Here is a 23185-nt window from a genome sequence, read left to right as displayed (position 1 = left end):
CGCCCGGGCCGTCCGCGCGCCCGGGGTCGTCCGCGCCCCGGGGCCCGTCCGCGCCCCGGCGCCACCGTCGGCCTCCGCCCTCCTCGACCGGGTCACCCCGAGGGCCGACCCGGCGCGTGCTTCTGGACCGAGCCCGTCGTCGACCAGGCAGCCGCCGTTCTGATCGGTGGCCGTTCCTTGCCGATGGACGCTCGCCGTGGCCAACTGCGCTGTTAGCGTTGCCGTTTGAGCGAGGGGGAGGGCGGCACGTGACATCGACCGCGTTTTGCATCGGCGGGGACCTGGAAGTACGGCGGCTGGGGTTCGGGGCCATGCACTTGCCGACGGAACCGGGCCCGGACCGCGAGACCTCTCTCGCGGTCGCCCGGCGGGCCGTCGAACTGGGTGTCACGCTGATCGACACCGCGTACCTCTATGGCGGGGGAGCCAGTGAGGAACTCCTGGCCGAGGCCCTGCACCCCTACCCGGACGGACTGCTGATCACCACCAAGGTCGGCGTCGCCCGATCGGGCCCCTCGGGCGAGTGGAGGCTCGACGGGCGGCCGGCCGTGCTGCGGGAGCAGGTCGAGCAGGCGCTCCGCCGACTGCGGGTCGAGCGGATCGAGCTTCTCCAACTGCACCGCATCGACCCCGAAACACCGCTCGCCGACCAGGTCGGCACGCTGCGGGACCTGCGGGCCGAGGGCAAGATCGGCCGGATCGGACTGTCCGAGGTCACCGTCGACGAGCTGAACCGGGCCCGGGAGATCGTCGACATCGCGAGCGTGCAGAACCGGTACAACCTGCTCGACCGCGAACACGAGCCCGTGCTCGCGGCCTGCGAAGCGGCAGGAATCGCGTTCCTGCCGTGGCGACCCGTCGCCTGGGGCACGTCAGGTGCGAAGGCCGAGGTCGCCTCCGTGGCGACCGAACTCGACGCCACCCCCACGCAGATCGCCCTCGCCTGGCTCCTCGACCACTCACCCGTCATCCTCCCGATCCCTGGCACTGCCCGGATCGATCACCTGGAGGAGAACCTCGCTGCGGAGCGTCTCGCCATGACCCCGGCGCACCGCGACCGCCTCGACCGCCTGCTCGAAGTGGCATAGGGCTCCGCCTGTTCGGCCACGACCGGGGCGAGCAATCGACGACGCGCCTCCAGCAACCCACCGCCACCGGGCCCGGGACGTCATGACGCTTGGGCAACTCCGGAGCGAGGACGAGCCCGCAGGTCGGCTGCTCGACGTCGTCGCGGCGCTGGGGAACTCATGGACGATCTGCGACAGCGGGTTCAGATCAGAACCGGGGCTTGGAAACACGCCCTCAGCTTGTTTTTTATCTTCCGGCCTCGAACGGTGCCTCGAACTGAGTCGCTCACGTGTGGATTCGCCGAACGCAGAGGCGGCCTTCGTCTGATCCTGTGCTCCGACCAAAGTGCACGTGATCACGACAAAGGCCGTGAGGTGAGTCTGCTGCCTGGTGCTGTCCGGAGGGAAGCGCTTGCGGAAGCGTCACGCTTCCGGGGCGAGTTCTACGAGTGTCTGACCGCTCGGCGGGATGCATTGTTCGAGCTGGCAGACGCGGTGTTGTGTGCGGACGGTGCGGTGAAGTCTCCGGTGGACTTGACGTTGTTGCCCGAGCATCGTCGTGGGCACGGAGCGATGTACGGCGGTCTGAATCACGGCCGGATCGACGTGGATCGGCTACGGATAGTGCTGGCCGGGCTGTCGCTGCCGCGGTTCGACGGCGGGCGCCTGGTCCTGGCGGTCGATGTGTCGCCGTGGCTTCGTTCGGACGCGCCGTGCTCGGCCGAGCGGTTGTTTTGCCATGTCTATGGCCGGGCGAAGACGGCGTCGCAGTTCATTCCGGGCTGGCCCTACTCCTTCGTCGCCGTCCTGGAGCCGGGTGCCACGTCCTGGACTGCGATCCTGGACGCGGTCCGGCTGGGACTGGTGGACGACGCGACGGCGGTCACTGCCGCCCAGCTGCGGGGAGTCGTTGAACGGCTCATCGCCGTCAGCCAGTGGCAGGCCGGGGACCCGGACATCGTGATCGTCAGCGATGCTGGCTATGACGTCACCCGCCTGGCCTGGGTCCTGCGCGATCTGCCTGTCGAGCTGGTCGGCCGGGTCCGCTCCGACCGCGTCATGCGACTGCCGAAGCCGCCTCGTGTCTACGACCCGAAGGGCGGCCGGCCGCCCAAGCACGGCCCGGAATTCCACTTCACCAAGCCGGAGACGTGGCCCGAGCCCGCGATCACCACGGTCACTGCAACCACCAACTACGGCAAGGCCGAGACACAGGCATGGGACCGGGTCCACCCCCGGCTCACCCACCGCTCCTCCTGGCTCGACCACGACGGCGAACTGCCCCTGGTAGAGGGCACGTTGATCCGGTTAAAGGTTGAGCATCTGTCGAAGGACCGCGATGCCCCGCCGGTGTGGTTATGGTCCTCCAAGAACAGCGCCACACCGGACGACGTGGACCGTTTCTGGCAGGCATTTCTCCGCCGCTTCGACCTGGAGCACACCTTCCGCTTCGCCAAGCAGACCCTCGGCTGGACCACTCCGAAGCTGCGTACTCCCGAGGCGGCGGACCGCTGGACCTGGATTCTGATCGTCGCCCACACCCAGCTCCGGCTCGCCCGGCCGCTGGCTGCAGACCTGCGCCGGCCCTGGGAGAAGCCCACTATCTCTGACCGGCTCACCCCGGCCCGGGTCCGCCGGGGGTTCAGGAACATCCGCGCCCACCTCGCCTGCTCGGCCCGTGTTCCCAAACCCCGGGGCGCTGGCCCTGGACGGCCACCCGGCGCCCGGAACAAGCACCGGGCGCCCCGCTACGACGTCGGCAAGACCCTCAAGCGCCCAGAGACCCTCAAAGCCATCGGCAAGCCTGGAAGACCTTGGTAGACAAAGAGCAAGCTGAGAAACAGGCCCGCACCGAGCCGCGGCCGCTCGATCGTGCCGGATACCTCCGCCCGCCCTGGGCTGTTGGAGGGTCTGGCTGTGCGCCGCCCCGCCCGGCGGCCGACGCTCAGGCCACGGAGGCTCAGGGCGGGTTTCGGCTTGCTGTGGCGTTCGGTGCCCGCCCAGCGGTCTCCGTCAGGCCCTGGGCGGGGGGCGGAGTGGGCCGATAGCGTGACACCAAGCATCAGCCGAAGGGAGTCAGCCTGTGCGGACCGTGGACGTCGACGAGCAGTGCATGGTGAAAGCCGATGAGGTGAAGGCCGGGAAGCACAGGTACCTGATCCTCAAGCTCAATGACCGCAGCACCGAGATCGTCGTGGAGAAGGTCGGCGACAGCGGTGACTACGACGCGTTCGTCGCGGATCTCCCGGCCTCCGAGTGCCGCTGGGGCGTCTACGGCTTCGACTTCCAGGGACGCCGACTGTGCTTAATCACGTGGTCACCTGAGGAGGCCTACTTCAAGGAGAGGATGGTCCAGGCCACTTGCCGCAGCGACCTCAGGAGGGCCCTGTGGAGCATCACAGACGAGGTGCAGGCCATCGACTACGACGAGGTGTCCTACGAGGTTGTGTCACAGAAGGTGAGGCGGGGCCGCTGACACCGGTGTCCGTGCCGATGCGGGCACCGCGCGGTGCCCGGCTGCCCACCGGTTGACCATCAGGCCACAAGGCGTGCGATCCGGCGCGAGACACTCCTCCGGGTCGCATGCCGGCAGACGGCGCCAAGGGTTCAACCGCTCAAGGCAGCGAAGAGGCCCCGCCGCAAGTACGGTCCCAAGGACTATGAAGCAGTCCCGCCCAGACTGGTACGGACCACCGCGCGGGCGCAGGAGATATTGCCGCGCGGCAGACCGCAACATCCTCCAACGCAAGGCGCGGTGCAGCGCTGACGTGGCCACGGCACCGGGCCCGACGCATCCGGGCCCGGGCCCGGCACCGCGTCAGCGACCGGCGGACCTCACTGTTCGTGGCGTCCGGCGGCCGCGGTTAACCCGTCAGTCTGTTGTAGGCGTTGGCCCACGCCTGCGAGTAACCCGTGACCTCGCCGTCGTAGCTGAAGCCGTTCTCCCAGTTGAGCACCAGGCACTGGCTGTCTTTGATCAGCAGGCTCTGCTGGTTGCCGTCTTCGTCGTTCGCCATCCGCACAACCGCGTCGAGGCTCTTGCTGAACGGCTTCGGCAGGTCGCGCCAGGGACCTTCGTACGCGGTGATCTTGTCGTGGAACTGGATGCCGTGGTTCCAGCTGAGCACCACGCACTGGTCCTTCTTGAACAGCATGGTGCACGGGCCGCCCTGGTCCTCTATCTGCATGACCGCGTCAAGGTCACGGTCGAACCCCTTCGGCAGGTCCGCCCAGTGCTTCTTGTACCCCGTGATCTTCCCGTGGTAGTCGATGCCTTCGTCCCATTTGAGGACCACGCACTGGTCCCCCTTGAACAGCATCGTGCACGGGCTGCCGACAACGTCCGTCAGATCTGCGGCCGCATCGATGTCCTTGTCGAACCCCCACTGCTGTAATTCATTCCAGGTGACGCCTTTGTTGTACTGCCTGATCGCCCCCCAGAAGGCGATGCCGTCGCTCCAGTTCAGCTCCAGACAACTCGACCCGAGGAACAGCAGGCTCCGCTGCTTCCCGTCCTTGTCTTGGAGGTGCGTGGCGGTGTCCAGAAACGTCACTCGATCTTCCTTTCGGTCGAATGCATGGCCTCATTCGCATCCGAGGCCGGGGCGGCGACGGATTCTGCTGCCCCCTCGTCAGTCACATACTCGGGGCCGTCGGTACGCAGTTCAAGTGCGCCATCGCCGGCGACACCGCCGTCACCACCTTTTTGGAGCGGTGCGTGGCCAGATTTGGGGTGCCGTTAACGAGCGGCGAACCAGCTGACTTGTAGCTGAGCGTGATGCTCATGCGGCACGCATAAAGTCGTCGACGACGACATGCTCCGTACGCCCGCGCCCTGGGTGCCCAGCGCGAAGCTGTCACCAAGGGTGGGCTCGTCACCCTGTCCGACAGGAACGGCGAGCGCCACCTCGCCACCGTCTACCGCACCCTTCCCGAGGGCGACACCCCGAATCCACCACTTGAACATCACACTCAGCTACATGTCGGATGCTGCGCTGTTCATTAGCAGCACCCCAACAACTCCCACAGCTCATCCGACACCACCCGCGCAACACCCCCACCACCAGCAGACTGTCAAACCGGCCAAATTAGCCTCAGGCTTTCACGAGCGTGGGTGCCCGAAGCTTGATCAAATAAGCGAGGGAGTCAACTTCTTTGCATTTCCTGCTTCCTGAGCCCGTTCCTGCTGAGCACAACGGGCCGTGCGCGCACACCCCGGCGAGCGCCACGCAGTCCTCGTCGCCGGCCTCCTTAACTTGTTCTTTATCTTCCGGCCACTCCTACGGCATGGGGCCGGAAGATAAAGAACAAGCTCAGTGGCGCCCTTCCGGTCCGGTCCGGCCGCACGCCCACAGGGCGCGGTGAAACCCGTAGACGGGGTACGGCACGACGACTCCGTCCGTGTGGGGCAGGCCGGCGGTGCCGACCCGGGTGAAGCCGGCCTTCACGAGGACCCGGCCGGAGGCGGGGTTGCCGGGGTGGTGCTTGGCCTCCAGACAGTCCAGGCCGGCGAGGGTGAAGGCGAAGGCCACGACCTGCCGTGCGGCGTGGGTGGTGTAACCGCGGCCCCAGGTGTCCTCGCGGAGGATGTAGCCGAGGGTGCCGAGGCCCGGTTCCCGCAGCCGCAGGGAGATGGTGCCGACGAGGTCCCAGCCGTGGACGACGCCGAAGTCCCACCGGACGCGGGGCTTCTCGCGGGCTGCCGCGAGGGCGCGGCTGACGCGGTCGTGCGCCTGCCCGGTGGTGTACGGACGGTCGTGGGTGAAGCGGACGGACGCACCGCTGTAGACCCGCCGGACGGCCGGGACGTCGGCCGCGGCCAGTTCCCGGAGCGTGATCACTTGCCGGTGAGCATGCCGGTGACGGCGGCGGCCGTCGGGCGGTCTTCCGGGGCGGGAGCCAGGCAGGCGGTGACCACTTCCTCGAACTCGGGGAACGGCCAGGGCCGGACTCCGGCGATCGGGAGCGTCCTGCCCTCGGCGATGGCCCGCAGCTTCTCCGGCCGGTCCACGGCGTCGTCGTAGGTGACGGGGCGGTGTCCGGTCCAGCACCAGAACAGGGACGCGCCGAGGCCCCAGACGTCGGCGGGCGGCGCGGCCTGGACGTGGGTGTCGGCGGAGGTGGCGAGGACGGAGGCGGCGATCTCCGGGGCGGTGGTGTGGGTGAGGGCTCCCCGGTAGGGGAGGCGGGAGCCGTCGCCGGGACCGCAGGCGAGGGCGTAGTCGATGAGTACGGCGCGGCCGTCCGCCACGAGGGTGTTGGTGGGCTGGACATTGGCGTGGGCCCAGCCGGCGGCATGCAGCCGGGCGAGGCTCTCGGCCCAGGTGCGGGCGATCCCGAGCAACCACGGGCGTACGGAGGGACGGTCACCTTCGGGGCCGCGGGCGAGGGCGAACGTACGCCACAGGGGGGGTGCCGTCGACCCACCGGACGGCGATCCACCGGCCGCCGTCCCAGGTGCCGGCACCCACCCGGTAGCCGGGGTTCAGCGCGCCCGCGTCGATGAGGCGGGTGATGTGGCTGTCCTCCTGGGCGATCTCCGCGGCCTTGTTACGGGCGGTCTCGTCATCGGGGTTGTTCGCCTTGACGGCGACGGCGCCGAGCGGGCCGTGCACCTTCCAGGTGCGAGAGCCGCGCCGGTCGCTCAGGAGCCGGGTCGTGCGGGGCCGGCCGACGCGGTCCCGGAGGTGGGCGAGGGCTTCACCGGGGGGAGGTGGCGTTCCGACCACGGGCGGATCTCCGTCTCCGGGGTGTCGTGACGTCACACCTGGGATCCGGCCGCCATCGTCACCAGGCCGGTCCACGCCACCGGCGACACCTTCAGCACCGGCCCGGTGGGGCGCTTGCTGTCGCGGACCGGCACGACGTCGTGCGCGACGGCGTACGCGGGAGCCCATTCGACGCACTCGCCGCCGTTTGCCTGGCTGTAGCTAGAACTGGTCCAGTCGGTTTCCGAGATTCCGGCGTGGCTCATGAGTAACAGTCCTTCGAAATAGAGTCGATCAGCTCAGCCGACTCATCCGGCGATGTGGACGGAGGAGAGGCGCCGTGATCGGATGCTGGTCCGGCAAGGAACTGCCGGTGGCCCTTCGAGCCGCGATCACCGCCCAATGGCCGGACGAGGCCGAACAGGGCCGGCTGTACTGCGACGAGCCCGGCGGCCACGACGGGCCGCACCGCGCCTGCGTGGTCGACTTGGACGCGGCCCCGGCTGCGAGGGCGAGGGCCTTGTGGGCGCAGTGGTCGAGCGATGCGGCCCTCCGCACGGTCGTCCTGGTCGTCCTGGACGACTGCGCGTCGCTCAGCCCCAGTCGTATGGACGCGTGCGCGAGGTACCGCCACCACGACGGGCCGCACACCTGGGAGCAGTGGGAGGAACGCGGGGTGGGCGCCCGGTGAGGAGGGGGCGGTACGGCGTCGGCGACCTGGTCTACGACACGGTGCGGGACGCCGTGGGGGTCGTGTGCGACCGGCAGTTGGGCGTGGTCGAGTTGGAGGACTGTCAGGGGTACAGGTGGCGGGCCGTGGCGGCGCGCTGCCGGCTGGTCAAGGAGGCGCCGCCCGAGCAGCCGGTCCCGCCGGGCACCCGCCCGGTGGACACCACGCCGGAGGCCGTGCGGATCGGGGACTGGGTCCGGGTGGAGGGCGGGCGGATCTATCAGGTCCAGGACATGCGGTCGAACGGGCCCGGTGGCCGGGTGCTGATCCTGGCCGGGCGGGTGCGGCCGTGGGTGATGCCCGGCAACAGCGTGCGGCAGGTGTACCGGCCGGTTTGGTCGGACGGTTGAGGCTTCCGGGACTTCGCGGAAGCCGGCCTTCGGTACGTCCCTCCGCGTTGGCCGGTCGGGTACTCCGCGGGCCTCGGTGGGCTCGGGGGCGGGCCCGTCGGGAGTTCCGCTGGCGGGGCGGTCGGGTCGGCCTCCCCGCCGGGACCCGCCTCCGCCAGGGCTGCCCCGGCCCCGCAGACCGGGCGCGCGTCGGCCTCGTGGATCGGCCGGGTGTCGGCCTCGCGGACCGGCCTCGCGGGACGGCCGCGACCGGCCGCGTGCCGGCCGCGACCGGCCGCGTCCGGGGGTGTTTCCCGTGCGGGCCGGGGCGTCGTCACGGACGGGGCCCAAGGGGGGACAAGCGGGGCGGACGTGGTGGTTCCGGCGTATCGGCACGGGTCGCGACGGGCCTACCGACGAGTCGTCGGGAAAAGGTCGTGAAGTTCTTCACAAGGAAAAGAGCCCTGATGAGGGTCTCCACGGGGGGTGCGACCCTTACGGAGCCCTCTCGGGGCTCTTGCCCGTCCCGGTTTTCGTAACCGCAGAAGCGTTTCGGCCATGTGAACCAAGGCGGTGGTCCACCGTTACGAAAGGCTCTCCGGTCCAGTTCACGAGGGGTGAGGGGGCAGTGAACAACGTCCTTCGGTACACCCTGGTTCCCGGTCGACGCCATGACCTCGGTCACGTGGGCGGGGCAGTGTAGCAGAGGTCCACTCGAACCTTGTGAAGGGGCGCACGAGCGACCCCCGTCCGAGGGGTGGATACTCGATGGCATGAGCACCACGGAGCGTCCCAGGATCCTCGTAGTAGGCGGTGGGTACGTAGGCCTGTACGCAGCTCGACGCATCCTGAAGAAGATGCGCTACGGCGAGGCGACCGTCACGGTCGTCGACCCGCGCTCGTACATGACGTACCAGCCCTTCCTCCCCGAAGCCGCCGCCGGCAGCATCTCGCCGCGGCACGTCGTCGTCCCGCTGCGACGCGTGCTGCCCAAGGCCGAGGTCCTGACCGGCCGGGTCACCACCATCGACCAGGACCGCAAGGTCGCCACCGTCGCGCCGCTGGTCGGCGAGGCGTACGAGCTGCCCTTCGACTACCTGGTGATCGCGCTCGGCGCGGTCTCCCGCACCTTCCCGATCCCCGGCCTCGCCGAGCAGGGCATCGGCATGAAGGGCATCGAGGAGGCCATCGGCCTGCGCAACCACGTGCTCGAGCAGCTCGACAAGGCCGACTCGACCACCGACGAGGAGGTCCGCCGCAAGGCCCTGACCTTCGTCTTCGTCGGCGGTGGCTTCGCCGGTGCCGAGACGATCGGCGAGGTCGAGGACATGGCCCGCGACGCCGCCAAGTACTACAAGAACGTGTCCCGCGAGGACATGCGCTTCATCCTGGTCGACGCCGCCGACAAGATCCTCCCCGAGGTCGGTCCGAAGCTCGGCAAGTACGGCAAGGAGCACCTCGAGGGCCGCGGCGTCGAGGTCTACCTGAGCACGTCCATGGACTCCTGCGTCGACGGCCACGTGGTGCTGAAGAACGGCCTCGAAGTCGACTCCAACACGATCGTGTGGACCGCCGGTGTGAAGCCGAACCCGGCGCTGGCCCGCTTCGGCCTGCCGCTCGGCCCCCGCGGCCACGTCGACTGCCAGCCGACGCTCCAGGTAACGGGCACGGACTACATCTGGGCCGCGGGCGACAACGCCCAGGTCCCGGACCTCGTGGGCCGCAAGGCCGGCAACGAGAACGCCTGGTGCCCGCCCAACGCCCAGCACGCGCTGCGACAGGCCCGGGTGCTCGGTGACAACGTCCTCTCCGGCATGCGGGGCTTCCCGCAGAAGGAGTACAGCCACGCCAACAAGGGCGCGGTGGCGGGCCTCGGCCTGCACAAGGGCGTCGCGATGATCGTCATGGGCAAGATGAAGATCAAGCTCAAGGGCCGTCTCGCCTGGTACATGCACCGCGGCTACCACGGCATGGCCATGCCGACCTGGAACCGGAAGATCCGCGTCTTCGCGGACTGGACGCTCGCGATGTTCCTCAAGCGCGAGGTCGTCTCGCTCGGCGCCATCGAGTCGCCGCGCGAGGAGTTCTACGAGGCGGCCAAGCCGGCCCCGGCGCCCGCCGCCAAGCAGGAGAAGGCCAAGGCCTCCTGACGACGGCCGGACCGACCCGGCCCCGACGGCCGGACCCGGCCGTCCCCACGCAGTCCCGACGAGGGGCCGCCCGCCATCCGTGGTGCGGGCGGCCCCTCGCCGCGTCGTGCCGCGGGACGTGCCGGGGCCTGCCGTGCCGGGGAGCGCGTCGTGCCGGGGCCCGCCGCGGGTGCGTCGTCCCGTGCCGGTGCCGGTGCCGGTGCCGTGCCGTGCCGGGACGTGTCGTGCCGTGTGTCGCGCCAGGACGTGCCGGGAGGTGTCGCGCCAGGACGTGCCGTGCCGGGGCCGGGCCGCGGGGCGCGTGGTACCGCAGTGCGCGCCGGGGGCCCGCCGCGTGGCGGGATGCCGCCGTTGCGCCGACCGCCCGCCACGTCGCGTGGTTTTGGGACTACTTTCCGCGCCGAACGGTGTTTACGTGGTGCTGAGCATTTCTGGGATCGACGTCACGGAGGTGTGCACCATGTCCGACGCCGCTTCGCGGCTGGCCGCGCTCGCCGAGGACCTGCTGGGCGTTCCGCTCCCGGTGCGGATCCGCGCCTGGGACGGCAGCGAGGCCGGTCCGCCCGCCGGCCCCGGCACGCCCGTGCTGGTCATCCGGGACCGCAGGGCGCTGCGCCGCATGGCGTGGCGGCCGGGCGAACTGGGCCTCGCCCGCGGCTGGGTCGCCGGGGAACTGGACGTGGAGGGCGACCTGTACGAGGCGCTCGCCCGGCTCGCCGGCCTCCTCTGGGAGCGCGGCCCCGGCACCGGCAGCGACGGCCCGGGAGGCCGCCGGCCCCGGTTCGGCGCCCGGGCCGCCCAGGCCCTGCGCACCGCCCGGGACCCGCGCGTCCGCGCCGCCGCCCGCGAACTGCTGCGGCTCACCGGGCCCTTCCCGCCGCCGGCCCCGCCCGCCGAGGAGGTCCGGCGCCGCAGCGGCCCCCTGCACACCAAGCTCCGCGACCGCGCGGCGATCAGCCACCACTACGACGTGGGAAACGACTTCTACGAGCTGGTCCTCGGCCCGTCCATGGTCTACTCGTGCGCCTACTGGTCCGAGGGCGGCACCCTGGAGGAGGCCCAGCACGACAAGTTGGAGCTGGTCTGCCGCAAGCTGGCCCTCAAGGAGGGCGACCGGCTCCTCGACGTGGGCTGCGGCTGGGGCTCCATGGCGATGCACGCCGCCCGCCACCACGGCGCCACCGTCGTCGGCATCACGCTCAGCTCCGAACAGGCCGTCCACGCCCGCAAGCGCGTCGCCGACGAGGGCCTCGCCGACCGCGTCGAGATCCGCGTCCAGGACTACCGGGACGTCCGCGACGGGCCGTACGACGCGATCTCCTCCATCGGCATGGCCGAGCACGTCGGCGCCGTCCGCTACCGCGAGTACGCCGACGTCCTGCACGGCCTGCTCAAGCCCGGCGGCCGGCTCCTCAACCACCAGATCGCCCGCCGCCCCGAGCCCCGTGAGGAGGAGTACCGCCTCGACCCGTTCATCGACGCGTACGTCTTCCCCGACGGGGAGCTGGCGCCCATCGGCCGCACCACCGCCACGCTGGAGGAGGCCGGCTTCGAGGTGCGGGACGTCGAGGCGCTCCGCGAGCACTACGCCCTCACCCTGCGCCGCTGGGTCGCCAACCTGGAGGAGCGCTGGGACGAGGCCGTACGCCTCGTCTCACCCGGCCGTGCCCGCGTCTGGCGGCTCTACATGGCGGCGTCCGCGCTCGCCTTCGAACGCAACCGGATCGGCGTCAACCAGGTCCTCGCCGTGAAGACCCCCGAGGGCGGCGCCTCGGGGATGCCGCTGCGCAGCCGCGTCTGGAGCGAAACCGGCGGCAGGTGAGGCTCCGGCCCCTTTCGGTCGGGGCCCGTTCCTCCCGGACGGGCTCGATCCTCCCGGGAGGGGCCGCGTCCCGCCCGGGAGGGGCTGCACTCCGTCTCGGAGAAGCCGCCCCGCCCCGGATCCCCCCGGCCGGTCCCCCTTCCGCCCCGGACGGGCCCCCACCCCGCCCCGGGGGCCCACCCCCGCCCCAGGTCCCCGTCCCGCCCCGGAGGGCCCCTGCCGCGCGTCGCCGCAGTGCCCGGCCGGCGGGACCCCGCGCACGGCGGAGGGCCGGGCCCCCGAGACGGGGGGCCCGGCCCTCTTCGGCGCCGCGTCCGCTACTCGGCCTTGATGGCGTTGAGCATGTTCAGCTTCGCCGCGCTGCGCGCCGGCCACATCGCGGCCAGGACGCCGACCAGACCGGCGAGCAGCAGGAAGATCCCGATCCGGCCCCACGGCAGGACCAGCGCGTACCCCGGCAGGCTGTTCTTGACGGTCTCGCCGATCGCCCAGCCGAGGAACGACCCGAGGACGATGCCGACGACCGCGCCGTACAGCGAGATCACCACGGCCTCCAGGCGGACCATCCGCTTCACCCGGCGCCGGTCGAGGCCGATCGCGCGGAGCATGCCGATCTCCTGCTGCCGCTCGAACACCGACATGGCGAGCGTGTTGACCACTCCGAGCACGGCGATGATCAGGGCCATCGCCAGCAGGCCGTACATGATGTTCAGCAGCATGTTGATGGCACCGCCGAACTCGTCGCGGATGTCCCGCTGGTCCATGACGGTGATCGCCGGGTTGTTCCCGAGGGCGTCGACCAGGGCCTTCTCGTTGGCGGCGCTCTCCCCGCCGTCCATCGCGACGAAGATGGAGGGGATGTACGGCTTCGTGTCGTGCGGGGCGACGACCTTCCGGTCGATCAGGACGGGCGAGAGGAACTCGGAGTCCTTGTAGACCGCGCCGACGGTCAGCGTGCCCTTCCGGTCGTCGTCGTACTTCACGGGCAGGGTGCTGCCGACCTTCCAGCCGCGCGACTCCGCCGTCTTCTCGGCCACGGCGATCTGCCCCCGGCCCAGCGAGTCCAGCGAACCGGCGGTCCGCTCGACGTTCATGACCTGCTCGATGTCGCCGGGCGTGACGGCGGACGCGGAGGTGAACTCGCCGTCGATCTCCAGGTACGACGCCTGCTGCGGCGACAGGGCGGTGACGCCGGGGGCCTTCTCCAGGGCGTCCAGCGCGGACTGGTCGAGGAAGCCGCCACCGGCCATCCGGACCATGTAGTCCGCCTTGATCTGGTCGGTGGTCATCTTGTCGATGGACTGGCCGACCGTGACGCCGAGCACCGACAGGCCGGTGACCAGGGTGAGGCCGATCGCCAGCGCCGAGGCGGTCGCGCCCGTGCGGCGCGGGTTGCGGACGGCGTTCTGCCCGGCGAGCTTGCCGGAGATCCCGAAGGCCCCGACCAGCAGCGGCCGTACGGCGGCGATGAGCGGACGCGACAGCAGCGGGATCAGCATGATCACGCCGATCAGGGTGAGGAACGCGCCGCCGGCGATGAGGACGCGCCCCAGGTCGCCGCCCTCGACGGCGCCGTAGACGATCACGCCGGAGCCGAGCAGGGCCAGTCCGCCGCCGATGCTGTTCCGCACGACCAGCGACTTCTGGGTGGGTGCCGCGTGCAGGCTGTTCATCGCGGCGACCGGCGGGATCTTCGCGGCGCGGCGGCCGGGCAGCCACGCGGCGAGCACCGTGACGACGAGGCCGACGCCGAGCGCGGACAGCACGGGCGTGACGCCGAGGACGAGCGGGCCGTCCGGCACCTTCAGGTCGAACGCCGCCATGCCGGAGCGCAGGCCCACGGCCAGCCCGATGCCGAGCAGGTAGCCGGCGGCGGAGGCGACCAGCCCGACGATCGCGGCCTCCGCCAGCACCGAGCGGGTGATCTGCTTGCGGGAGGCGCCGACGGCCCGCATCAGCGCGACCTCCTTGGTGCGCTGCGCGACGAGCATCGTGAACGTGTTGGCGATCAGGAAGACACCGACGAAGAGGGCGATCCCGGCGGCGCCCAGGAAGACCTGGTTGAAGGCGCTCAGGCTCTCCTCGATCTCCTCGGCCTGCTGCTGGGCGAGGGCCTTGCCCGTCTGTGCCTCGGCGCTCTTCGGCAGCAGCGGCTCGATCGCGCCGAGGAGCTCCGCGTCGTCGGCGCCGGGCGCCGCGGTGACGGTGACGTCCTGGAAGTAGCCCGGCTTGAGGAACAGCCGCTGCGCGGTCTCCGTGTCGAACAGGACCAGGCTGCCGCCGGCGCTGACGGAGCCGTCGTCGGTGGTGAAGACGCCCTGGAGGCGGTACTCCTCCACCGGGCCGTTGGTGGCGACGCGGACCGTGTCGCCGACCTCGTAGCCGCCCTTGGTGGCGGTCTCCCGGTCGAGGGCTATCCGGCCGCCGGAGACGGGGCCGCCGCCCTCGACGAAGTCGTACCGCGGGTCCTCGCCGTCCTTCCCGGGGGCGAAGTTGGCGCCCTTGTTGGACCATCCGACGCCGATCAGCTTCCCGGCCCGGTCGGGCACGCCGGCGAAGCCCTCGACCCGGCCGGTGGCGGTGGCGACGCCGTCCACCCCGGCGATCCTGTCGAGCGTGGCGCGGGGGATCCCGGGCTCCTGCTCGGGGTCGTCGGGGTCGGCGTGGGAGGACACGGCGACGGCGACGTCGTCGTAGCTCTTGGCGGACTGCTTGCCGAAGGCCTGGTTGAGGGTGTCGGTGAAGACGAGGGTGCCGGAGACGAAGGCCACGCCGAGCATGACGGCGAGGACGGTCATCAGCAGCCTGGCCTTGTGCGCGAGCACATTGCGCAGGGCGGTACGGAACATGAGGTGTGTCCTGGGGTGGAGGTGTCCGGTGGCGGGAGGGGCGGGGCGCGGGGCGGTCCGGCGCCCCGGTCAGCTGGTCCGGCCCTTGGCGTCGAACTCCTTCATGCGGTCCAGCACCCCGTCGGCGGTGGGCGCGAGCATCTCGTCGACGATCCGGCCGTCCGCCAGGAAGATCACCCGGTCCGCGTAGGAGGCGGCGACCGGGTCGTGGGTGACCATCACGACCGTCTGTCCCAGTTCCCGCACCGAGTTCCGCAGGAAGCCCAGCACCTCGGCGCCGGAGCGCGAGTCGAGGTTGCCGGTGGGCTCGTCACCGAAGATGATCTCGGGCCGGGAGGCCAGGGCGCGGGCGACGGCGACGCGCTGCTGCTGGCCGCCGGAGAGCTGCGCCGGCCGGTGGCCGAGCCGCCCGGACAGGCCGACCATGTCGATGACCCGGTCCAGCCACTGCTTGTCCGGCTTGCGGCCCGCGATGTCCATGGGGAGCGTGATGTTCTCCAGGGCGGTGAGCGTCGGCAGCAGGTTGAACGCCTGGAAGATGAAGCCGATCTTGTCCCGGCGCAACTGCGTGAGCTGCTTGTCCTTCAGGGAGCCCAGCTCCGTCTCGCCGACGCGGACCGAGCCGCCGGAGAAGCTGTCCAGCCCGGCCACGCAGTGCATCAGCGTCGACTTGCCGGAGCCGGACGGCCCCATGATCGCGGTGAACTCTCCCTGCGGGAACTCCACGGTGACCCGGTCGAGGGCGACCACCTGGGTCTCGCCCTGTCCGTAGACCTTGGAGAGATCCGTGGCGCGGGCGGCCACCGCGGTGGCGCGGCGTGCGGTCGTCGGGGTGGGGATCACGAGGAGGGCTCCTGTCGCACATGGGTTCGTCGAGGACCGTTCCATCGTCGGTGCCGCCGCCCCCGCGGGGCGTCCGCCCGCGTGCCCGTTCCCGGGGCCCTCTGGAGTCTGACGGCGCGGTCCGCCCCTCCTCCTGAGGTATGACGGCGCCCCTGAGGGGCCGCCGGGAGGGCCTGCGGGGACGGGCTTCGGCCCCGATGGCGAGGACTCGCCGTGGGGGGACGGCGACTTTCCGTCATTCCCTCGGGATGGCCTGTGCGGCCGTGACGTCGGCACCGCTGCTGCGCAGCGCCCTCGACGCGTGCTGATGACCCCTCAGAAGTCAATAAAATAAGACAACATCGGGCCACTCTTCCGCTGTTCGGGCGACACGCCCGGATAGGCTCATGTGCCGACGCGCAGAAAACGCGTGTCATGCCCGGATGGTGGAACGCAGACACGGCGAGCTTAAACCTCGCTGGCCTACGGCCGTGCGGGTTCGAGTCCCGCTCCGGGCACCGACCGGCTCGGGGAGGTTTCGGCGCGTTACGGGGGTTGCGTGATCGAGACCCAGGAGCGGAAAGATCCTCCCCGAGCACTAGGGTGTTTCCTTTGCTTCCCCATTACTCTTGTTCCAAGGCCGCGCACGGCGGCCATGGAGGAGTGAGATGAGGAGCAGCAACCCGGTCTTCTCGCGACGGGGGTTCAGCCGCGACAACGGCTACGCGGGCTTCAACGCGCAGCAGCAGGCCGGGGGCCCCGCCGCTGGAACCAACCCGTACGCGACGAACCCGTACGCGACGAACCCGTACGCGACCAACCCCTACGCGCAGCCGGACGTCCAGCAGGGCGTCCCGCTGCAGGCACCGGCGCGCGCCGGCGCCATGACCATCGACGACGTGGTGTCCCGCACGGCCATCACGCTCGGCACGGTGTTCGTCACCGCGACGCTCGCCTGGTTCCTGCTGCCGGTCGACCCGGCCAACATCGGCAAGTCGTACGGCATCGGTGTCGGCGCGGCCCTGGTGGCCTTCGTCCTGGCGATGGTGCAGTCCTTCAAGCGCAAGGCGTCGCCCGCCCTGATCCTGGGGTACGCGGCCTTCGAGGGCGTCTTCCTCGGCGTCATCTCCAGCGCCGTCTCGACGTACGTCACGGCGGGCGCCGTCCCGCAGGCGGTGCTCGGCACGATGGCGGTCTTCGCCGGTGTGCTCATCGCGTACAAGATGCGCTGGATCCGCGTCACGCGCCGCTTCTACGGCTTCGTGATGGCGGCCGCGGTCGGCTTCGTGCTGCTGATGGCCGTCAACCTGCTGTTCTCGCTGTTCGGCGGCGGTGACGGCCTGGGCTTCCGCAGCGGCGGCCTCGGCATCCTGTTCGGCATCATCGGCATCGTCCTCGGCGCCTGCTTCCTGGCGCTGGACTTCAAGCAGGTCGAGGACGGCATCACGTACGGCGCCCCGCGCGAGGAGTCGTGGCTGGCCGCCTTCGGCCTCACCATGACCCTGGTGTGGATCTACATGGAGTTCCTGCGCCTCGTGCAGATCTTCTCCGGCGACGACTGACCGTCCCCCGGGACGGCTGATCGTCCCGTGGACCGAGAAGGGCCCGCCCGGTACGTCCGGGCGGGCCCTTCCGCGTCGTGCCGGACCGCCGCCGCTAGAGCAGCTTGCGCGCGGCGCGCCGCAGGTCGTACTCGTGGATGATCGCCTTGGCGTGGCCGTACGCGAGGTCGTGCTCGCTCCGGAGCCAGCTCACCTTCTCCTCGAAGCGGAGGAGGGAGGGGCCTTCCTCGACGGTGCGAAGCCAGTCGGACACCTCACGGCCCGTGCAGTGGGGGATGCGGGAGAGCAGGTTCCGGTGGGTTTCCTCAGAGAAGACATGGGACATGGGCGCCTCCGGACGCTGTGCGCGAGTGCTCCTTCACGTCACCGTGCCCGAGCGTTCGCCCGTTGGCAACAGTGCCGCACCGGCGCATAGGGTCGCGGTGTGCGCGATACGACGGAACTGGACGAGGCCGTGAGCCGCCTCGCCGACCGGCTGCGGGCCGCCCCGCAGAGCCGGCTCAGGCAGGGCGCGGCGGCGGAGGGACTGGCGCTGGCCAGGGAGCTGGCGGCGCGGGCGCAGCGGTGGGAGGGCACGGCGGAGACGCGGGTCATGCCGGACGCGGGGGTGTTCGCGGTGGGCGACCAACTGGCGGTCGCGGGCGCGGACCTCGCCGAGGCGCTGCGGGCCGCCGCGCGCCGGGGCGGCGCGTCCGGGGCGGCGCTGGACGGGGAGCTGGCGGACGCGGTGGCGTCGGTGCGCGCGACGGCGGCGCGGGCGGGCCTGTAGGGGCGGCGCCTAGAAGGAGGCGATGACCCGGTCGGCGAGGATGTAGACGTTCTCCTCGTCGCCGCAGGAGAACGTCAGGGCGTACGCGCCGGAGATGCCCGACCCGCCCAGCAGGAACGGCGCGGCGCCGTCGCGCAGGGCCTCGGCGAGGCGTTCGGCGGTCTCGCGGTGCCCCGGCGTCATGCACAGCGTGGTGCCGTCCTCGAAGACGTACACGTCGAGCGTGCCGAGCGGGCCGGGCCGTACGTCGGTCAGCGCGGTGCGCGCGGCGGCCAGCTCCTCCAGGCGCGCCACGGTCCGCTCGTGGTCGGTGACGACCGGCGTCCGGACGGGCACGAAGTCGGGGTGCGAGGGGTGCCGCCGGCGGGCCGCGGCCAGTTCGGGGGAGTCCTCGGCGTACTCGGGGCAGTCGCCCGCACCGGCCGGCTCCGGAAGCTCCCCGCCCAGCGGGCCGGGCAGCTCGGGCAGCTCCGCTCCGGAGAAGTCGCCGGGGAAGTCGCCGGCCAGGTCTGCCGGGTCGGTGGGGTCGTACTCGGCGTCGAGGTCCAGCGCCTCCAGGCCCGCGAAGTCGGCCTGGCGCGGTACGAAGTAGGGGCCGTCGTCGCCGCCCAGCGGGCCGGGGAGACCGCCCAGCAGGGAGGCGGGGGAGTCGGTGGCCTCCCGGGCCTCCTGGGCGGCCCAGAACGCGCGGGCCTCCGCCAGCTCGCGCTCGCGCTCCTCGGCGAGGGCCTCGGTGACGGCGGCGCGTATCTCCTCCGCCATGGCGGAGGCGTCCGCGGAGCGGGCGTGCGGGACGGCCGGGGTGCGGCCCGCGGCGGCGAGGTCGGCGCGCAGGGCGGTGATCTGCCGGCGCAGTCCGCGGGCGGCGTACAGGGCAGCGGCGCCCACGGCCGTGGTGGTGGCCGTGGTCAGCAGCAGGGCGAGAGACATGGCGCTCACTGACTTACTCCCGGTTTCAATCGATCCCCCGCACTTCCTACATCAGCTTGTCCCGCCTGTGGACCCGGTGTCAGTGCATTACGTCACGAATTGGACAGTTTTCTTTCGCTGGTGTTTCGCGCTCCCACCACCATGACCTGCATAAACGAATCTCCCCCAGGAGATAGGTCACATCCTGGGGGAGATTCGGTCACGGCTGGGACGCGGTGCGGTTCAGGAGGGTCGGGTCAGGAGAGCCGCTCGATCACCATGGCCATGCCCTGGCCGCCGCCGACGCACATGGTCTCCAGGCCGAACTGCTTGTCGTGGAACTGGAGGCTGTTGATCAGCGTCGTGGTGATGCGCGCGCCGGTCATGCCGAAGGGGTGGCCGACGGCGATGGCGCCGCCGTTGACGTTCAGCTTGTCGAGCGGGATGCCCAGGTCCTTGTAGGAGGGGATCACCTGGGCGGCGAACGCCTCGTTGATCTCGACCAGGTCGATGTCGTCGATGGTGAGGCCGGCGTTGGCGAGCGCCCGCTTGGTGGCCTCGACCGGGCCGTACCCCATGATCTCGGGGGAGAGGCCGGAGACGCCGGTGGAGACGACCCGGGCGAGCGGGGTCAGGCCGAGCTCGCGCGCCTTCGTGTCGGACATGACGACGAGGGCGGCGGCACCGTCGTTGAGCGGGCAGCAGTTGCCCGCGGTGACGCGGCCGTCGGGGCGGAAGACCGGCTTGAGGCCCTGGACGCCCTCCAGGGTGACGCCCGCGCGGGGGCCGTCGTCCTTGCTGACGACGGTGCCGTCCGGGAGGGTCACCGGGGTGATCTCGCGCTCCCAGAAGCCGTTCTTGATGGCCTGCTCGGCGAGGTTCTGCGACCGTACGCCGAACTCGTCCATCTCCTCGCGGCTGACGCCCTTGAGGAGGGCGAGGTTCTCGGCGGTCTGGCCCATCGCGATGTACGCGTCCGGCACCAGGTCGTCCTCGCGCGGGTCGTGCCACTCGGAGGCGCCGTTCTCGGCGGCGGCCGCGGTGCGGGCCTGCGCCTCGTCGAAGAGCGGGTTGTGGGTGTCGGGCAGGCTGTCGGAGTTGCCCTTCACGTACCGCGAGACGGTCTCGACGCCGGCGGAGACGAACACGTCGCCCTCGCCGGCCTTGATCGCGTGCAGGGCCATGCGGGTGGTCTGCAGGGACGAGGCGCAGTACCGGGTCAGGGTGCAGCCGGGCAGGTGGTCCATGCCCATCCGCACGGCGACGATGCGGCCCAGGTTGTAGCCCTGCTCACCGCCCGGCAGGCCGCAGCCGAGCATGAGGTCGTCGATGTCCCGCGGGTCCAGCTCGGGGACCTTGGCGAGGGCGGCCTGGATGATCGTGGCGGTCAGGTCGTCGGGCCGCAGGTCCTTCAGCGAGCCTTTGAAGGCCCGACCGATGGGGGAGCGGGCGGCTGAGACGATCACGGCTTCGGGCATCACGGCTCCAGGGTGGGCGGGTGGGCGGGTGTGCGACTGAGAGGGAAGTTACCCCTACGTAGGGCTGGGGTCACCGCATGTGGGGTGTGACCCCCACCGCATTTCTAAGCGCTCGCTCAGTCTCTCTCCCCGGCCCCCCGTCCCGCCACTCCCGCGGCCCCGCCGTCCGGTTCCGGGCGCGCCCGCCCGCGCCGTCACGGGCGCGCCCGCCCGCGCCGGCACGGGCGCGCGGACGCGGTGCGCGGGCGGGCCGTGCGGGGCCCGCGGCGCGCGGTCACGCCGGGGCGTCGGTGACGGGGGGTTCGGGGGCGGCGGACTCCGTGAGGCGCTGGCGGCGGCGGTGCTTGAGCAGGGCCCACGGCGCGCGGGCGCCCGTGACCTCCGTACCCGCCTCCTGCGCCGCCTCCGCCGCCGCCACGGCCACCGGCAGCATCCCCTCGCGCCGGTCCGCGTCCGGCCGCTCCGGCTCGGGCCACACCCCCAGGACCGCGCACACCGTCGGCAGCACCGCCATCGCCGCCGTGGCGTACCCCTCCGCCGACGGGTGGTAGTTGTCGGCGCCGAACATCTCCCGCGGGTTCGCCGCGAACTCCGGCCCCAGCAGGTCGCCCAGCGACACGGTCCGGCCGCCGTGCTCCACCACCACGATCGTCTGCGCCGCCGCCAACTGCCGCGACAGCCGCCGCGCCAGCCAGCGCAGCGGCTGGTACACCGGCTCGATGGTGCCCAGGTCCGGACAGGTGCCGACGACCACCTCGACCCCCGCGGCACGCAGCCGCCGCACCGCCTCCGACAGGTACCGCACGGACTGCGTGGGCGGCATCCGGTGCGTGACGTCGTTCGCGCCGATCATGATGACGCAGGCGTCCGGGACCCACCCCGACGGCCCGAGCAGCAGGGCGACCTGCCGCTCCAGGTCGTCGGAGCGGGCGCCGGGCAGGGCGACGTTCCGCAGCTCCACGGACCGCTCGGCCACCTGGGCGAGCCCGGCCGCCAGCAGCGCGCCCGGCGTCTGGCCGGCCCGCCGCACGCCCTGGCCCGCGGCGGTGGAGTCGCCCAGCAGGGCGAGCCGCAGCGGCACCCCGTCGAAGCCGCGCCCGTACAGCCCGTCCGCCGCCGGCGGGAGCGGCGCGACGCCGCCGCCCACGGACCGCTTCGCCAGCCGCACCTCGGCCAGCAGCACCCCCATCGCGGCCACCCCCAGCAGGCCGATGCCGCCGCCCCCGTACGCCGCCCCCGCGGCGATCCGCCGTGCCACCCTCGCCCTCGACATAGGCGCGGCCACCTCCTCCGTACGGTCTGTGAGCTAACTGCCCCGGAACCGTGCCCGCCTACGCATCCGGTCGGCTTACGCTGGCTGGACCATTACGGAGACCCCGGAGACTTACGGTGCAAATCCACGACTCGATGATCAGTCTCGTCGGCAACACCCCGCTGGTGAGGCTCAACAGTGTGACCGCGGGCATCCAGGCCACGGTCCTGGCCAAGGTGGAGTACTTCAACCCCGGCGGTTCGGTGAAGGACCGCATCGCCCTGCGCATGATCGAGGCGGCCGAGAAGAGCGGCGAGCTCAAGCCCGGCGGCACCATCGTCGAGCCGACCTCCGGCAACACGGGCGTGGGGCTGGCGATCGTGGCCCAGCAGAAGGGCTACAAGTGCGTCTTCGTCTGCCCCGACAAGGTGTCCACCGACAAGATCAACGTGCTGCGGGCGTACGGGGCCGAGGTCGTCGTCTGCCCCACGGCGGTCGACCCGGAGCACCCGGACTCGTACTACAACGTCTCCGACCGCCTCGTCCGCGAGACGCCCGGCGCCTGGAAGCCGGACCAGTACTCGAACCCGAACAACCCGCGCTCGCACTACGAGACCACCGGCCCCGAGCTGTGGGAGCAGACGGAGGGGAGGATCACCCACTTCGTCGCGGGCGTCGGCACGGGCGGCACCATCACCGGCACCGGCCGCTACCTCAAGGAGGTCAGCGACGGCAGGGTCAGGGTCGTCGGCGCGGACCCGGAGGGCTCGGTCTACTCCGGCGGTTCCGGCCGCCCGTACCTGGTGGAGGGCGTCGGTGAGGACTTCTGGCCGTCCGCCTACGACCGGACGGTGACGGACGAGATCGTCGCCGTCTCCGACAAGGACTCCTTCCAGATGACCCGCCGCCTCGCCAAGGAGGAGGGCCTCCTCGTCGGCGGCTCCTGCGGCATGGCCGTCGTCGCGGCGCTGCGCGTCGCGGAGGGCCTCGGCCCGGACGACGTCGTGGTCGTCCTGCTGCCGGACAGCGGCCGCGGCTACCTCTCCAAGATCTTCAACGACGAGTGGATGGCGGACTACGGCTTCCTGGAGGACGCCGGCCCGTCCGCGCGCGTCGGCGACGTGCTCCACCACAAGGAGGGCGGCATCCCGAAGCTGGTGCACATGCACCCGGAGGAGACGGTCGGCGAGGCGATCGAGGTGCTCCGCGAGTACGGCGTGTCGCAGATGCCCATCGTCAAGCCGGGCGCCGGGCACCCGGACGTGATGGCCGCCGAGATCGTCGGCTCGGTCGTCGAGCGGGAGCTGCTGGAGGCGCTGTTCACCCAGCGCGCCTCCCTCGGGGACCCGCTGGAGAAGCACATGAGCGCCCCGCTCCCGCAGGTCGGCTCGGGCGAGCCGGTCGAGGACCTGATGGCCGTCCTGGGACGGGCGGACGCGGCGATCGTGCTGGTCGAGGGCAAGCCGACCGGCGTGGTGAGCCGCCAGGACCTGCTCGCCTTCCTGGCCCGCGACGGCAGGTGACGACCGGGCGGACGGGATTCGTGCAAACGGTACGAGGACGACACGTGGAGGCAGCATCCGCTTAACACGCGTCCGGCACCGTAGGGGTTGTCGGCGTCACGGACTTCCGGAGCGGCTCCCGGACCTCCACCGACGCCGCGGATGCGGCGACCGGCCCTGACCCGGGCCCGTGTCCCCCGCGGGGACCGCCGTCGTCCCGCCCCCCGGAGCCCGGG

The 23185-nt window shown here is 71.4% G+C and carries 22 protein-coding genes and 1 tRNA gene; 11 read left to right on the top strand and 12 right to left on the bottom strand.

Annotated elements, in window-relative coordinates:
• Positions 1–248 precede the first annotated feature (248 nt).
• From RND61_RS28655 to RND61_RS28645, 3 genes are all read left to right on the top strand, one after another.
• Positions 249–1088 carry an aldo/keto reductase gene (locus RND61_RS28655; RefSeq protein ID WP_315881046.1) on the top strand — a complete coding sequence of 280 codons (840 nt, stop codon included), beginning with the start codon at positions 249–251 and terminating at the stop codon, positions 1086–1088.
• Positions 1089–1442: 354 nt separating this feature from the next.
• Positions 1443–2888 (top strand): NF041680 family putative transposase, encoded by a 1446-nt coding sequence (locus RND61_RS28650; RefSeq protein WP_315881045.1) that lies wholly within the window; start codon positions 1443–1445, stop codon positions 2886–2888.
• A gap of 271 nt (positions 2889–3159) precedes the next feature.
• Positions 3160–3543, top strand: a complete 384-nt coding sequence (locus RND61_RS28645) for an actin-binding ADF family protein (RefSeq protein ID WP_315881044.1) — start codon at positions 3160–3162, stop codon at positions 3541–3543.
• Between the two features lie 388 nt (positions 3544–3931).
• Here RND61_RS28645 and RND61_RS28640 read toward each other — a convergent pair whose 3' ends face one another.
• The 6 genes from RND61_RS28640 to RND61_RS28615 form a co-directional block, all read right to left on the bottom strand.
• Positions 3932–4621: a hypothetical protein gene (locus tag RND61_RS28640; RefSeq protein ID WP_315881043.1), complete on the bottom strand. Its 690-nt coding sequence runs from the start codon at positions 4619–4621 to the stop codon at positions 3932–3934.
• Between the two features lie 82 nt (positions 4622–4703).
• On the bottom strand, positions 4704–4853 hold the full coding sequence (locus tag RND61_RS28635) for a hypothetical protein (protein ID WP_315881042.1): 150 nt from the start codon (positions 4851–4853) through the stop codon (positions 4704–4706).
• Between the two features lie 527 nt (positions 4854–5380).
• Positions 5381–5908: a GNAT family N-acetyltransferase gene (locus RND61_RS28630; protein ID WP_315881041.1), complete on the bottom strand. Its 528-nt coding sequence runs from the start codon at positions 5906–5908 to the stop codon at positions 5381–5383.
• Positions 5905–6411, bottom strand: a complete 507-nt coding sequence (locus tag RND61_RS28625) for a protein kinase domain-containing protein (protein ID WP_315881040.1) — start codon at positions 6409–6411, stop codon at positions 5905–5907. The genes RND61_RS28630 and RND61_RS28625 overlap by 4 nt, the downstream gene beginning before the upstream one ends.
• Before the next feature lie 22 nt (positions 6412–6433).
• On the bottom strand, positions 6434–6796 hold the full coding sequence (locus tag RND61_RS28620) for a hypothetical protein (protein WP_315881039.1): 363 nt from the start codon (positions 6794–6796) through the stop codon (positions 6434–6436).
• 32 nt (positions 6797–6828) lie between these two features.
• Positions 6829–7041, bottom strand: coding sequence for a DUF397 domain-containing protein (locus tag RND61_RS28615; protein WP_315881038.1), 213 nt, complete (start codon positions 7039–7041; stop codon positions 6829–6831).
• 74 nt (positions 7042–7115) lie between these two features.
• Here RND61_RS28615 and RND61_RS28610 point away from each other — a divergent pair, with 74 nt between their 5' ends.
• The 4 genes from RND61_RS28610 to RND61_RS28595 all read left to right on the top strand — a co-directional run bounded on the left by RND61_RS28610 (position 7116) and on the right by RND61_RS28595 (position 11806).
• Positions 7116–7466, top strand: a complete 351-nt coding sequence (locus RND61_RS28610; RefSeq protein WP_315881037.1) for a hypothetical protein — start codon at positions 7116–7118, stop codon at positions 7464–7466.
• Positions 7463–7855 carry a hypothetical protein gene (locus RND61_RS28605; protein WP_315881036.1) on the top strand — a complete coding sequence of 131 codons (393 nt, stop codon included), beginning with the start codon at positions 7463–7465 and terminating at the stop codon, positions 7853–7855. Before RND61_RS28610 ends, RND61_RS28605 begins: the two co-directional genes overlap by 4 nt.
• 752 nt (positions 7856–8607) lie before the next feature.
• Positions 8608–9984: an NAD(P)/FAD-dependent oxidoreductase gene (locus tag RND61_RS28600; RefSeq protein ID WP_315881035.1), complete on the top strand. Its 1377-nt coding sequence runs from the start codon at positions 8608–8610 to the stop codon at positions 9982–9984.
• 460 nt (positions 9985–10444) lie between these two features.
• Positions 10445–11806: a cyclopropane-fatty-acyl-phospholipid synthase family protein gene (locus RND61_RS28595; protein WP_315881034.1), complete on the top strand. Its 1362-nt coding sequence runs from the start codon at positions 10445–10447 to the stop codon at positions 11804–11806.
• A gap of 317 nt (positions 11807–12123) precedes the next feature.
• Here the strand turns inward: RND61_RS28595 and RND61_RS28590 are convergent, their stop codons facing one another.
• Entirely contained in the window at positions 12124–14655 is a 2532-nt protein-coding gene (locus tag RND61_RS28590; RefSeq protein WP_315881033.1) for an ABC transporter permease, read from the bottom strand.
• A 69-nt stretch (positions 14656–14724) separates the two neighbouring features.
• Complete coding sequence (locus RND61_RS28585) at positions 14725–15495, bottom strand: ABC transporter ATP-binding protein (protein ID WP_315881066.1); 771 nt, start codon at positions 15493–15495, stop codon at positions 14725–14727.
• Between the two features lie 419 nt (positions 15496–15914).
• Here RND61_RS28585 and RND61_RS28580 point away from each other — a divergent pair.
• A tRNA-Leu gene (locus RND61_RS28580) sits at positions 15915–15995 on the top strand.
• A gap of 150 nt (positions 15996–16145) precedes the next feature.
• Positions 16146–17039 carry a Bax inhibitor-1/YccA family protein gene (locus tag RND61_RS28575; RefSeq protein ID WP_315881032.1) on the top strand — a complete coding sequence of 298 codons (894 nt, stop codon included), beginning with the start codon at positions 16146–16148 and terminating at the stop codon, positions 17037–17039.
• Positions 17040–17133: 94 nt separating this feature from the next.
• Here RND61_RS28575 and RND61_RS28570 read toward each other — a convergent pair whose 3' ends face one another.
• On the bottom strand, positions 17134–17364 hold the full coding sequence (locus RND61_RS28570) for a DUF4287 domain-containing protein (protein ID WP_315881031.1): 231 nt from the start codon (positions 17362–17364) through the stop codon (positions 17134–17136).
• A gap of 99 nt (positions 17365–17463) precedes the next feature.
• Here RND61_RS28570 and RND61_RS28565 point away from each other — a divergent pair, with 99 nt between their 5' ends.
• Entirely contained in the window at positions 17464–17808 is a 345-nt protein-coding gene (locus tag RND61_RS28565; RefSeq protein ID WP_315881030.1) for a hypothetical protein, read from the top strand.
• Between the two features lie 9 nt (positions 17809–17817).
• On the opposite strand, the gene RND61_RS28560 is transcribed toward RND61_RS28565, so the two are convergent.
• The 3 genes from RND61_RS28560 to RND61_RS28550 form a co-directional block, all read right to left on the bottom strand.
• Positions 17818–18738 (bottom strand): hypothetical protein, encoded by a 921-nt coding sequence (locus RND61_RS28560; protein ID WP_315881065.1) that lies wholly within the window; start codon positions 18736–18738, stop codon positions 17818–17820.
• A 236-nt stretch (positions 18739–18974) separates the two neighbouring features.
• Positions 18975–20195: an acetyl-CoA C-acetyltransferase gene (locus RND61_RS28555; protein ID WP_315881029.1), complete on the bottom strand. Its 1221-nt coding sequence runs from the start codon at positions 20193–20195 to the stop codon at positions 18975–18977.
• Between the two features lie 274 nt (positions 20196–20469).
• Entirely contained in the window at positions 20470–21468 is a 999-nt protein-coding gene (locus RND61_RS28550; RefSeq protein WP_315881028.1) for an SGNH/GDSL hydrolase family protein, read from the bottom strand.
• Between the two features lie 116 nt (positions 21469–21584).
• On the opposite strand from RND61_RS28550, the gene RND61_RS28545 reads away from it, so the two are divergent.
• Positions 21585–22970: a cystathionine beta-synthase gene (locus RND61_RS28545; RefSeq protein WP_315881027.1), complete on the top strand. Its 1386-nt coding sequence runs from the start codon at positions 21585–21587 to the stop codon at positions 22968–22970.
• Positions 22971–23185 lie beyond the last annotated feature (215 nt).

Source organism: Streptomyces tamarix, from assembly GCF_032423885.1.
GTDB classification, from domain to species: Bacteria; Actinomycetota; Actinomycetes; order Streptomycetales; family Streptomycetaceae; genus Streptomyces; species Streptomyces tamarix.
This window is presented reverse-complemented; position numbering and strand designations above follow the sequence as displayed.